Here is a 12,019-nt window from a genome sequence, read left to right on the forward strand (position 1 = left end):
TGATCGCTGCCTCCGGTCCCCACCCGCTGAACGGCAGGTGGCGAGATTCGCGCTGATGGCACCGACCCCACGGGCGGGCCGCGCCAACCAACCGGAATTCACGATGACTGGGGACAAGGGCTCCCGACCTGTTTCCGCCTGGGGACGATTGACGGCGGATTTGCATCGCGTGGCGCGGATTTCGGTCGCCGCCGAAGCGGTTGCGGCAATCGGCGATACCCAGGTCGCGAACCTGCCGATCGGCCTGCGACGGTCCTATGGCGATGTCTGCCTGAATGGGGGCGGCCAGTTGCTGGACACCGCAGCCCTTGACCGATTCATCAGCGCGGACTGGCGGGCCGGGATGGTGGTTGCCGAGGCGGGACTCACGATCGACGATCTGCTGCGCGTGTCGGTACCGAAGGGTTGGTTCATTCCTGTCACCCCGGGAACCAGGTTCGTGACCCTCGGTGGCGCCGTCGCCAATGATGTCCATGGCAAGAACCATCATCAGATGGGCACCATCGGCCGTTTCATACGCAGGCTGGTACTGGCCCGCTCGGATGGCGAGGTGGTCGAGATTTCCGCCGAGCAGCGGCCCGAACTGTTCGCAGCGACGATCGGCGGGCTCGGTCTGACAGGCGTCATCCTGCAGGTCGAACTGTCGATGTCGAAGATCGGATCCGCGTTTCTCGACGTGCAGACCTTGCCGATGAGCGACGTCGACGACTTCTTCCGAATCAACGCCGAAAGCGAGGCATGGCCCTATACGGTGGCCTGGGTCGATTGCTTCGCAACCGGGGCCGCGGTCGGTCGCGGTCTTTACATGCGAGGGCGCCCGCTTGCCGATGGCGACCTCGCTGTTCACGGGCGCCCCCGGCTCGCGATTCCCTTTGCACTGCCGTCGTTTCTGCTCAATCCGCTGACGATCCGCGGTTTCAACGCGTTTTATCGCGGGGTTGCCGGGCGAAGCGGATCGCAGCGAACGCACTATGGGAGTTTCTTCTACCCGCTGGATTCGATTGCATCGTGGAATAACCTTTACGGTTCGCGGGGCTTCTACCAGTTTCAATGCGTCGTGCCGACGAGCAACGGACCCGAGTTGATGCGGCAGATGCTCTCGGCTGCGGCCGAGGCCCGCCAAGGTTCGTTTCTGATCGTGCTCAAGACATTTGGCGATCTCGTCTCTCCCGGGATACTGTCGTTTCCCCGGCCAGGCGTGACATTGGCGCTGGATTTTCCCAACAAGGGGCCGCGCACGCTGACCCTGGTCGGCCGGCTCAACGCGATGGCGATCGATGCCGGCGGCCGAATTTACCCTGCAAAGGATGCAACCATGACCGGCGACCAATTCCGCACGTCCTATCCGCGCTGGGAAGAGGTCGAGCGCCTGCGAGACCCCGGGGTCATGTCCGACTTCTGGCGCCGCATGACCGGGACGGCATCCCGATGACCCAGAAAATACTCATCCTCGGGGCGACCTCAGCGATTGCCCATGCCTACGCCCGGCGCATGGCGGTTACGGGTGCGTCCCTGGTTCTGGCCGGGCGACGGTCCGAGCCGCTGGAGGCCAACGCGGCCGACCTGCGGGCCCGCGGCGCTGCGGGGGTGGATATCGTCGTGGCCGACCTCGCGCAGGTCGACCGCCTCGACCAGATGTTGGCGCAATGCACCGGCTCCGGATTTCCCGACGTGGTGCTGCTGGCCTATGGCAGCCTCGGCGACCAGGCGAGGTCCCAGGACGACCCACATTACGCCCGCGAGGTCATCGATACGAACTTCACCAGCGCGGCACTGTGGCTTTTGGCGCTGGCGAAGGCGCGGCCGGCCGGGCAGGCTGCCACCGTCATCGTCATCGGCTCGGTCGCTGGAGATCGGGGGCGGGCTTCAAATTTCGTCTACGGCGCAGCCAAGGGCGGACTCGAGAGGTTCGTGCAGGGCCTGCAGCACGCCAATGCCGCGGGTCCGTTGCGGTTTGTCCTGATCAAGCCGGGCTTCGTCGATACGCCGATGACAGCTGGCATATCTGGCAAGGGAGGCCCGCTGTGGGCGAGTGCGGACAAGGTTGCCGGCGATATTGTCGCCGCGACAAAATCCGGTAAAGCTGAGGTCTTTTCACCCTGGTTCTGGTGGGGCATCATGATGATCATCCGGAACCTGCCGCGTGTCATATTCAATCGAATGAAGATCTGATGGCTGGCGAGCAGATAAGGATTGCGATCACCGGCGCCGCCGGTCTCGTCGGTCAAAACCTGATTCCGCGGCTGAAGGCACGCGGCTATACCAATCTGGTCGCGATCGACAAGCATCGAGCCAACACCCAGATTCTCCGCCGGCTGCACCCCGATATCCGGGTCATCGAGGCGGACCTCGCGCATGACGACGGCTGGCAGGAGGCTGTCGGTGACAGCGACATCGTCGTTGTCTCGCACGCGCAGATCGGCGGGATCGATCCGCAGGCCTTCGCGGATAACAACGTCGTTGCCACAAGGCGCGTGGTCGAGGTGCTGCAGGCCGAAGGCAAGGCTTACGTCGTTGGCATCAGTTCCTCTGTTGTCGAATCCGCCGCATCGGATGCCTATACCGAGACGAAGGCGGAGCAGGAGCGGATCTACGTGAGCTCCGGCCTGCCGCATGTGGTGCTTCGACCGACGCTAATGTTCGGCTGGTTCGACAGGAAACACGTCGCATGGCTGTCGCGTTTCATGCAGAAGACACCGGTGTTTCCGATTCCGGGCAGTGGCGAATATGCACGCCAGCCGCTGTTCGCCGGCGACCTCTGCGACATCATCATGTCCTGCATCGAGCGCCGCCCCAACGGCGAGGCCTACAATATCTCGGGGCTGGAGAAGATCACCTACATCGACCTGATGCGCGCGGTGAAGAGCGTGACCGGCGCGCGCACCGCGATCGTTAAAATTCCCTACGGCCTGTTTCATGGTCTTCTGTCGCTTTATGCGATGTTCGATCGCGATCCGCCATTCACCACCAAGCAACTCGAGGCGCTTGTGACACCCGACATTTTTGAGGTGATCGACTGGCCGGGTATCTTCTCGGTCTCGCCGACGCCGCTGAACGTGGCGCTGCGAACCACGTTTCAGGATCCGAAATATTCCAAAATCGTGCTGGAGTTCTGATGGCGCGCGTCGTTGTGCTCGGTGCTGGAGCGATGGGTCTCGCCGCAGCCTATCACGCCTTGAAGCTGGGGCACGACGTGACCTTGCTGGAAGCGGGGCCGCAGCCTGGAGGCATGGCCGCGCATTTCGATTTCGGCGGGCTGTCGCTCGAGCGCTACTATCACTTCGTCTGCAAGGCGGATCGGCCGACATTCGAGTTGATGGACGAACTCGGTATAGGCGACCGTATGCGCTGGGTGGGCACGTCGATGGGCTATTATGTCGATGGCAAGCTGTACCCGTGGGGCGATCCGGTTTCGCTGCTGACCTTTCCCAAGCTCAGCCTGATCGAAAAGCTCCGCTACGGAATGATGATGTTCGTTCAGACCAAGCGCCGCGACTGGTCGACGCTGGAGAACGTCTCCGCCAAGACGTGGATCGAGCGCTGGTGCGGCGCAACCGTATACCGCAAGCTCTGGAAGCCGCTGTTCGACCTGAAATTCTACGAATATGCCGACAACGTCTCGGCAGCCTGGATCTGGACACGGATCAAGCGCGTCGGCAATTCGCGCCGGTCGCTGTTCCAGGAGGAGATGGGTTACATCGATGGCGGTTCGGATACGCTGGTTCGCGCGCTTGTCACCGAGATCGAGCGGATGGGCGGTCGCATCGAGCTCGGCTGTCCAGCGGATGAGGTTCTCAGCGAGGCCGGCAGGGTTGTGGGCGTCGTTGCAGGCGGCCGCACCTTCGCCGCCGATGCCGTGATTTCCACAGTGCCGACGCCGCAGGTGGCGCGTCTGGTGCCGTCTCTACCGGATGAATGGAAAGCGAAATACGACGCGATCGAGAACATCGGCGTCATCTGTGTGGTGTTCAAGCTGCGGCGCTCGGTGACTCCGCATTTTTGGGTCAACATCATCGATCCGAATTTCGAGATTCCCGGCATCATCGAATTTTCCAATCTGCGGCCGACGGGCGACACGATCGTCTACGTTCCCTACTACATGCCGACCACGCAACCGAAGTGGAGCATGGACGACGCCTATTTCCGGCAGGAAGCCTTCGGCTATCTGAAACGGCTCAATCCGGCGATCACGGACGACGACTTCATCGACATGCATGTCGGGCGCCTGCGCCACGCCCAGCCGGTCTGTCCGCCCGGTTTTCTGTCGATAATTCCACCGGTCGAGACGCCGATAGCAGGTCTGCAGGTCGCGGACACCTGCTTCTATTATCCCGAAGACCGCGGCATCGCCGAAAGTGTCCGCTTCGGCGCGGAGATGGCGCGGCGGATCGCTTGAACTGCCGCCATGAAACCCAACCGTGAATTCATTGTCTTTCTGGTGGTCGGGGGCTTCTCAGCCGTCGTCAACGTGTTGTCGCGCATCGCGTTCAGCCTGCTATGGAACTACGAGGTTTCCATCGTTCTGGCCTACCTCTGCGGCATGACGACGGCCTACGTCCTCAACCGCGTCTACGTCTTCGAATCGTCCGGTCGCAGTGTAGCCAGCGAGTATCTGCGGTTCGGGCTCGTCAATTTGGTGGCGCTGGTGCAGGTCTGGATCGTCAGCGTCGGACTCGCCAATTATCTGTTTCCGGCCATCCATTTCACGTGGAATGCCGAAACGATCGCCCATGGAATCGGCGTGTCGGTGCCGATCGTGTCGAGCTATTTCGGTCACAAGTACTTTTCCTTTGCGGGGCGCGCCGGCTAGATGTTTAGTCCCGGACTTTGATGGGTCGGATCAACATTGAATCTGGTGGGCTCTTTTGTCCAGATCTTACAAACGTACTCGTAGGGTGTGAGGCCCTGCAGGGTCTTTAGCCGACGCGCGAAGTTGTAGGCGTCGATGAAGTCGCCGAGGTGGCGACGGAGTTGGTCGTGGGTCTCGTAGTGGAAGCGCTTGACGGTCGCTTCCTTGATAGTCCGGTTCATCCGTTCGACCTGGCCATTGGTCCAGGGGTGCTTGGGCTTGGTGAGGCGATGATCGATGTCGGCCTGGGCGCAAGCCAACTCGAAGCCATGGGCCCAGACCGGCTCGCCACGCTCGAGGGCCAGCTTGATCTCAGGGACCGCTGAGCCACCGGCACCGGGCGTGGTGAAGTGCGTGCCATTGTCGGTCAGCACGGTGTGGATCTTGTAGGGCACGGCCGCGATCAGGTGGCGCAGGAAGTCGCCGGCGATGCGCCGAGTGGCTTTCTCGTGCAACTCGACGAAGGCGAACTTTGAGGTCCGGTCGATCCCCACGAACAGATAGAGCTTGCCCTGCTCGGTGCGGACCTCGGCGATGTCGATGTGAAAGTAGCCGATCGGATAGGTCTTGAACTTACGCCGATCTGGCTTGTCGCCCTCGACTTCAGGCAATCGCGAGATGTCGTGGCGCTGCAGGCAGCGATGCAGTGACGAGCGCGTCAGATGCGGGATGGTTGGTTGCAGGGCATACAAGCAGTCATCGAGCGGCAGCAGCGTGTGCCGCCGGAAGGCGACAATAAGCGCCTCTTCCTCGACCGTCAGAACCGTCGACTTCGGGTCTTTCGGCCCGGTTCGTAGATCTTCGACCGAGGCCCGCGCCTTCCACTTGGCGACGGTCTTGGGATTGATCCCATGCCGCCTGGCCAAGACCCTCAGGCTCTCTTGACTATGTTGTATCGCTCGACGGACCGCCGCTGTCGTTGTGGCGCTCCCGTGGTGAACCTGTCCCATAGCGCATCCTTCCAACCGTCGGAGAATAATGCACCATCAAATGCTGGGACCAAACATCTAGGGGCCATCCGCCGCGCTACCAGACCTGCGACAGCAGACACACCAGTCCGATGGCGAGGAAGATCATCAGGCTTTTCTTATCCTTGATCGCGAAGACGATGGGATCGTCATGCATGTGGCCGCGAAAAGACATGAACCAAAGGCGCAGCATCCAGTAGGCCAGCAGAAAATACGCGGCCCACAGGAAATAGGGGGCCGAATACTGCCGGCTGTCTTCGAAGATCGCGGCGATGAACAGCGCAAAGATCACCATCGATGCAACGGAGGTCGCGATCCCGACCATCTGCACGAACGGACGATCGTCGACCGTATATCCCCGTCCTCTGAGCGAGTGCTGCTGCGAAGCAGCCAGCACGGCGATTTCGGCATCGCGCTTCATGAGCGCCAGTCCGGTGAAGAAAAATACCGAGAAAATCAGCAGCCACTGCGAAGAGGGTGCGGACCCCAGCGACATGCCGGCAACCACCCGCAGCGTGAACACCAGGCCAATCAGCAAGACGTCGATGACCGGCGTCTGCTTGAGGCGGAATGAATAAGCGAGCGTCATCACCAGATAGAGCGCCAGCACCGCGCCGAATGCCGGTTCGAGCAGATAGCCGAACAGCAGCGTCAGGGCGATGATCAAAGGCGCTGCGACGACGGCCCAGGCCACAGGCAGTTCCCCGCTTGCGAGCGGACGTTTCGATTTGCGGGGGTGGCGGCGATCGGATGACAGATCGAAAAGGTCGTTCACGAGATAGGTGGCGCTGGCGAGGCTGCCCAGCAGGATGAAGCCTGTCATGACACGCAGGATCTCGGCCACGCTGAGCGTGCCAAGCGCCAGACCGATCGGTACAAAGATGAGAATATTCTTGAACCACTGATGAAGCCGCAGGGATCGCAACAAGGCGCTGAGGCGATGCGCCGGGCTGGCCAGATGCTCGATCGTGGTGCTGCCGCTATCGAGCTTTCGGCGGGTAGGGGCCGATAGCCTGACGCCGTAGCCTTTCACGGCCGCCTCGAACACCGGTATGTCGGTCGCACTGTCGCCGACATATTCGAAGCCGTCGGGATGTCGTGCGGTCAGCAGCGCCGCTTTGGCCGGGCCTTTGACATTGGTCGTGCCGTCACTGCCGACGATATCGTCGAACATCGCGACAAGTGCGGGATCCGAACGGAGCAGTTCCTGATGCGATGCGCTGATCAGTTCGACACGCCGGCCATCCTGCCGTGCCTGCGCGATCAGGCTGACGACGCCCGGCTCGCGCGGAAACGAGCCGACATCCACGACGGGTGAGGCCAGTCGCCAAAGCGCCGACTTGAATGCCGCCTTTGAGCGGAAGATCTGCGGCAGTATCTGCAGGAGCGCCAGTGGCCTCGACTTCAACGCAGACAGGAAGCACTCGTAGATCGCGTCGGTCTTGACAAGCGTGCCATCAAAATCAACGCATAGCGGCAATCGGGAAGGCTGGCCCGAAGCAGGCGTGTGCGGATCTGTCATGTTCACCCTGCTGCGCAATCGTCGGTCATCGTCGTGGTACAATGTTCGCCAGTCGACGGCACCGGCCGATGGCGGTCCAGTTTAGCATTTGTTGTAATCACGATACCACGCGATAAACTCGGAGATACCATGCTCAAGGGTCGTGGCCGGCTGAAACCCGACGTCCCGGATCAGGTCGTCGACGTCGGCATAAGTTTGCGTCACGTCGCCTGGTTGCATCGGCAGCATTTCCCGGAGCGCCGGGCGGCCCAGCGCCAGCTCCAGCAGTTCGACCACGCGCATCGGCTGTTCGGGCTTGTTGTTGCCGATGTTGTAGACGCGCCACGGCGCCGCGCTGGTGCCCGGATCCGGCGCGTGACCAGGTTGCGCAGCGATTCCCTGGGGCGGATGGTCGATCAGGCGGAAAATGCCTTCGACAATATCGTCTACATAGGTGAAATCGCGCTGCATCTGGCCGTGGTTGAACAGCTTGATCGGCCGGCCCTCCATGATCGCACTGGCGAACAGATACATCGCCATGTCGGGCCGTCCCCAGGGGCCGTACACCGTAAAGAACCGCAAGCCCGTCATCGGCGTTGCGAACAGATGGCTGTATGCATGGGCCATCAGTTCGTTGGCCTTCTTCGTGGCGGCGTACAGACTGATCGGGTGGTCGACGTTATCGTGCACGGAGAACGGCAGCTTGGTGTTGGATCCGTAGACCGACGAGGAGGATGCAAACAGCAGGTGCTTGCACCCATTGTGGCGACATCCCTCGAGGACGTTGGTAAAGCCCGTGAGGTTGGAATCGATATAGGCGTGCGGATTCTCCAGGGAGTAGCGGACGCCGGCCTGGGCGGCGAGATTGATCACCACCGGAAACCGATGCTTCGCGAACATCGACTGCATGGCCTCGCGATCGGCGAGATCGCTCTGCACAAAAACGAAGCCCGGATAGGACTGCAGGATCTTGAGCCGCGCCTGTTTCAGGCCCACATCGTAATAGGCGTTGAGGTTATCCAGTCCGACCACCTGCCGGCCGCTTTCCAGCAGCCGACGCGACATATGAAAGCCGATGAAGCCGGCTGCGCCTGTCACCAGGGTCGAATCATCGGACATTGAACACCTCATGCGACTGTGGAAGGCTGCAGGCCTTCGTTCGAACGACCGGGCGGATCAACTCCGCACGGCCGGATCCACGAAGGTGCTATTGGACGCTCATCTCGGTGACGATGAAGCTGAGCTGGCGTCCATCATTTTCAGCTGGCAACACGCTGTTCGCCCGCAGGTCGACGCGAACCGTCCCGTCATCCCCGGGGCTGGAATCGTCGAGATCGACCGATAGTTCGAAGACGCGGTCAGCGGACGCGCGGATGGTATCAATCCGCTGCCCGTTCACCAGGACATCGACGGTGAAATACGAAATCTGGTTCTTGTCCCGGTGCATGGCGTAGGGCAGGTAGCCCGCCAGGCGCAGTTGCTTGCCGCCGATATCCGGCGGCATGGTCAGCGCCACGGTCTGCGGCATCCATGCAAATTCCCGTTCGCCGTCCTTTTCGGTAACGAACCCGAAGAACGGCTGATGCGTGGGATAGCGACGGAGTTCCGACAACGGGGCGATTTGCATCGCATCGACCCGGAACGGGACCATGGCGCCGGACGGGAGCATGACGAACACGTCGATGATACATGCGCCTGGATTTGCGGTGAGGACCGTACCGATCTCGATGATTTCGACGCGCGATCCGCTGCCGCGCAGAGGGATCGTCGCGCAACGTTCGCCATTGACGCTGACGTAGACCTGGCCAGTCGCATAGGCCGTGAACAAGTGCAGCCCGAGCGCCAGGCCGGCGAGGTTGGTCTGCCCGGCTGCTTGACTCAGAACAAATCCGATGGACGCTGACTGGCCGGCAGCAAACCGGCTGCCATACTTGTCGAGGCGCGCAGGCTTGGACAGCAGCGCCAGCGCCCCACGCCCTTCCAGTCCAAAGGAGACAGTCTCGCCGGTGTCGATTCTAGCGACGGAAAACGGGTCCTGTGCTGCAAGATCGGCGGTGGGCGCCCGACGGGAGGCTTTTGTGTCCATGAGTTGGCGATAGGCGGTGTTGATGGTGCGGGGCGGACCGCCGTTGAACATCGCAAGGATCGCGCTCGCCACGGGATCGAGATCGCTGACGTTGTAAAGAATTCGCTCGCTTAGCGCATTCCAGATACTGTTATTGCCGGTTATCTGGTAGGTCCAGTACGGCATAAACGTGCTTTCTAGCCGGCAGATGATCTTGTCATAGATCAGAAAAAAATTTGCGCGCTCCTGCATTTCCTTGCTGAGCGTAAGGGTTGCAAATTTCTTCGTCAGAAGCTCTTCGTATTCCTCAGCCGTGTTGGCGACATGACAGAAGCCGAGATCCGACAGAACAGAACGACCCGCCAGTAGCGAGGGCTTCCCAAATACGGACATTTCATAAGAGATGCTGCCGCGGACGGTGACTGCGAGATCGCAGACCGAGTACAGTTCCATTTTCTGCAATTCGTTCTCGAGAAAGAAGATGTTCTGGTGCCCTTGGTGCTCCTCTTTCAATCGCTCCGTCGCATTTGTGACATCGTAAACGCCGCGATTGGACGGGTGCGTCTTGAAGATCCAGTTCTTGCTGGTGTCGCGAACCGCAATTTTCAGCGTTTCGACAATCCAGACGTAATAGTCGAGATAGATCTGCTCGTCGTCGCGCGGGAGATCGCTGAGACAATGGAAAAAAACGCAAACGACCGGGCGAGGGTCGTTGGGCCAGCCAAGCTTTTGCAGTGCAATTTTGCGCAGGACCGGCGCCAGCGCAGCTGGCGGTGACTTCGCGGGCTCAAACCAGAAAGGTCGCAAGAAATAGTCGCTTGAGAAAAGCAGCCGAACCTTTGCGGCAAACTGCGGATCAAGGTCACCCCTGTTTTGGAATTCACTTTCAAAAAGGACTTTGTCGATCTGCCGTATCTGGCTGTCGAGCGTTTCTTCGCCCGCGGGAGGACGCGTCAAGAGATAGGCAGAAAAGTTCCCCGTCGTATCGAACCAAATTGCCTTGCCTCCACCGCGAAGAATGATGTCTGCGGTCATCCCCCACTGAGTGTAGCTAAGGTGGCCTGATATGAAGGCCTCCACCTGCTGGCTCTTGCATGCTGCCCGAACGATGTTGTGTATATGATGGGCTTCTCGGGTAATGGCCTCAAGTTGCGGGCGTACATCAGTTAGGAATGGGTTCCTTGCCACGCGAATGGCCGTTTCAAAAATATATTCACCAATTCGGCAGCCGTCCGCCGTGCGCTGGCGTAGAACAGCGTCCGCAAGATCTTCGTCGGCGCTGTCGTGGATCGCACGGACCGCTGCTGAAGTATCGTCCTCCGTGAATTGTCCAGAAAGGCCGTGTGCGAAAATTGAGGCTGGATCTTCAAGGTCAAAAAATTCGGTAATGCCAAACGACTCGGCAAGACGTATCGCGTCTTCCTTCTGATAATTGAATTCGAGATCGCGAGAAAATACCAGGTTGCCGATAAGGCCGACAAGCTTAAAGCCGTGCTGTTTCTGGAGCATTTTCGCGATAAGAATTGCGCGCGTCGCATAAATTTGAAGATCGTGGCTCAGTAGATCAACCAGCACGATGCGTTTCGTGTCGATTGCGGGCAGAACCGAATCTTCAATCGACCAAAGAGCCGTGTTGAGCTTGATGAAATTCAGGAACGCGTCGCGTTCTTCGGCGCTCATGTTCACTTTCCGATCTGAACAGCGTTGGGCTAATGGTGATGTATTAGGTGAATCAAAGACTGTCGGTTGATGGTGATCAGATCACCCGCCGCAGGTATCCGCGCGGATTCAAGGTCATCATGAAGCGTTCGCAGCGTTCATCGATCTCGAATTCCTTGCTTTCCCCGAGAAACCGATCAAGTGCTTCCATCGGTCCAGGCCCATATTCTGGAAACGTGGGGTGTCCATTGACGTTGGTGTCTTCAACGATCAAGTAGCCGGCTAGCGGTACGAGCTTCTGGTAGGCTAGAATCTCGTTGTAGACGTGCCCGGCGCTGTGGTCGGAATCGAGTATGACCATTGCCGGTCGACCTCCTACGTCCTTATAGACATCGGCTACGATCGCCGGATCCGTGCTTGAGCCAGTAATATAGCGTATGCGGGGGTGCTGCGGTCGTTCCGGCTTGTCTTCTATGTCCACAGAAATGACCCTTCCGTGCCCGATCTGGTCAAAGATCATCGCCATGAAGAGCGCGCTACCACCGTCGAAAGTGCCTGTTTCGACGACGACGTCGGGGCGCATCCTTACGATCAGTTCCTGATAAACCCAAAGATCCATTGGGCATTTCAGCACGCGGAACCCGAACCAACTCAGGTTGATAGTGTCGGCGTCGCCTGAGAGCCACCTACGATAGTAAAGATCGTGGAATTGATTAACCAGGGAGACCTGATCGGGTGATAATTGGGGCTGCTTGCGTTCGGCGAAGAATGTACCGACCGGAGCTCTCTTGGGCGAGCCAAGGATTGAGCCGAATATTCGCCGAAGCAAAATGACCTCCTTCAAAACAAAGCGCGAGCTACCATGGAATGATGGCCATGGTCAACGCGCCAATTACCTGATAAACCTAGCAGAAATCGTTGTATTGCGCATAGCCAAATGTCTTCGTTCCAGCTAGCTAGTCAGAGCTGGGTTGATC

Annotated in this window: 10 protein-coding genes; 5 read left to right on the forward strand and 5 right to left on the reverse strand. The window is 59.7% G+C overall.

The genetic code is table 11. The features are described 5' to 3' along the window. The first annotated feature begins 103 nt into the window (after nt 1-103). The 5 genes from ACUXVA_RS14485 to ACUXVA_RS14505 are packed head-to-tail and all read left to right on the forward strand — an operon-like array spanning nt 104 to nt 4,810. Complete coding sequence (locus tag ACUXVA_RS14485) at nt 104-1,432, forward strand: FAD-binding oxidoreductase (RefSeq protein WP_445492844.1); 1,329 nt, start codon at nt 104-106, stop codon at nt 1,430-1,432. Beyond that, nucleotides 1,429-2,172 (forward strand): SDR family NAD(P)-dependent oxidoreductase, encoded by a 744-nt coding sequence (locus tag ACUXVA_RS14490; protein WP_445492846.1) that lies wholly within the window; start codon nt 1,429-1,431, stop codon nt 2,170-2,172. The genes ACUXVA_RS14485 and ACUXVA_RS14490 overlap by 4 nt, the downstream gene beginning before the upstream one ends. Beyond that, nucleotides 2,172-3,116, forward strand: a complete 945-nt coding sequence (locus ACUXVA_RS14495) for an NAD-dependent epimerase/dehydratase family protein (RefSeq protein ID WP_445492848.1) — start codon at nt 2,172-2,174, stop codon at nt 3,114-3,116. Before ACUXVA_RS14490 ends, ACUXVA_RS14495 begins: the two co-directional genes overlap by 1 nt. Then, entirely contained in the window at nt 3,116-4,396 is a 1,281-nt protein-coding gene (locus ACUXVA_RS14500; protein ID WP_445492850.1) for an NAD(P)/FAD-dependent oxidoreductase, read from the forward strand. The genes ACUXVA_RS14495 and ACUXVA_RS14500 overlap by 1 nt, the downstream gene beginning before the upstream one ends. Before the next feature lie 9 nt (nt 4,397-4,405). Next, entirely contained in the window at nt 4,406-4,810 is a 405-nt protein-coding gene (locus ACUXVA_RS14505) for a GtrA family protein (RefSeq protein WP_445492852.1), read from the forward strand. Here ACUXVA_RS14505 and ACUXVA_RS14510 read toward each other — a convergent pair. From ACUXVA_RS14510 to ACUXVA_RS14530, 5 genes are all read right to left on the reverse strand, one after another. Beyond that, a complete protein-coding gene (locus ACUXVA_RS14510; RefSeq protein ID WP_265078738.1) occupies nt 4,807-5,799 on the reverse strand; it encodes an IS481 family transposase in 993 nt (330 codons plus the stop codon). The genes ACUXVA_RS14505 and ACUXVA_RS14510 overlap by 4 nt on opposite strands. 76 nt (nt 5,800-5,875) lie before the next feature. After that, nucleotides 5,876-7,339 carry a UbiA family prenyltransferase gene (locus ACUXVA_RS14515; protein ID WP_445492854.1) on the reverse strand — a complete coding sequence of 488 codons (1,464 nt, stop codon included), beginning with the start codon at nt 7,337-7,339 and terminating at the stop codon, nt 5,876-5,878. An 81-nt stretch (nt 7,340-7,420) separates the two neighbouring features. Continuing rightward, the gene (locus ACUXVA_RS14520) at nt 7,421-8,437 is read right to left on the reverse strand and encodes an NAD-dependent epimerase (RefSeq protein WP_445492856.1); all 1,017 of its coding nucleotides are present in this window, start codon (nt 8,435-8,437) and stop codon (nt 7,421-7,423) included. Nucleotides 8,438-8,525: 88 nt separating this feature from the next. Further along, complete coding sequence (locus ACUXVA_RS14525; protein ID WP_445492858.1) at nt 8,526-11,063, reverse strand: hypothetical protein; 2,538 nt, start codon at nt 11,061-11,063, stop codon at nt 8,526-8,528. Nucleotides 11,064-11,139: 76 nt separating this feature from the next. Beyond that, a complete protein-coding gene (locus ACUXVA_RS14530) occupies nt 11,140-11,886 on the reverse strand; it encodes a CmcI family methyltransferase (protein ID WP_445492860.1) in 747 nt (248 codons plus the stop codon). Nucleotides 11,887-12,019: the final 133 nt, after the last annotated feature.

Source organism: Rhodopseudomonas sp. RCAM05734 (genome assembly GCF_052658035.1).

Bases quoted from the DNA above. Each gene is read 5' to 3' on its own strand.
- ACUXVA_RS14490 (WP_445492846.1), top strand. From the start codon at position 1,429: ATGACCCAGAAAATACTCATCCTCGGGGCGACCTCAGCGATTGCCCAT.
- ACUXVA_RS14525 (WP_445492858.1), bottom strand. From the start codon at position 11,063: ATGAGCGCCGAAGAACGCGACGCGTTCCTGAATTTCATCAAGCTCAAC.
- ACUXVA_RS14505 (WP_445492852.1), top strand. From the start codon at position 4,406: ATGAAACCCAACCGTGAATTCATTGTCTTTCTGGTGGTCGGGGGCTTC.
- ACUXVA_RS14515 (WP_445492854.1), bottom strand. From the start codon at position 7,339: ATGACAGATCCGCACACGCCTGCTTCGGGCCAGCCTTCCCGATTGCCG.
- ACUXVA_RS14485 (WP_445492844.1), top strand. From the start codon at position 104: ATGACTGGGGACAAGGGCTCCCGACCTGTTTCCGCCTGGGGACGATTG.
- ACUXVA_RS14510 (WP_265078738.1), bottom strand. From the start codon at position 5,799: ATGGGACAGGTTCACCACGGGAGCGCCACAACGACAGCGGCGGTCCGT.
- ACUXVA_RS14520 (WP_445492856.1), bottom strand. From the start codon at position 8,437: ATGTCCGATGATTCGACCCTGGTGACAGGCGCAGCCGGCTTCATCGGC.
- ACUXVA_RS14495 (WP_445492848.1), top strand. From the start codon at position 2,172: ATGGCTGGCGAGCAGATAAGGATTGCGATCACCGGCGCCGCCGGTCTC.
- ACUXVA_RS14500 (WP_445492850.1), top strand. From the start codon at position 3,116: ATGGCGCGCGTCGTTGTGCTCGGTGCTGGAGCGATGGGTCTCGCCGCA.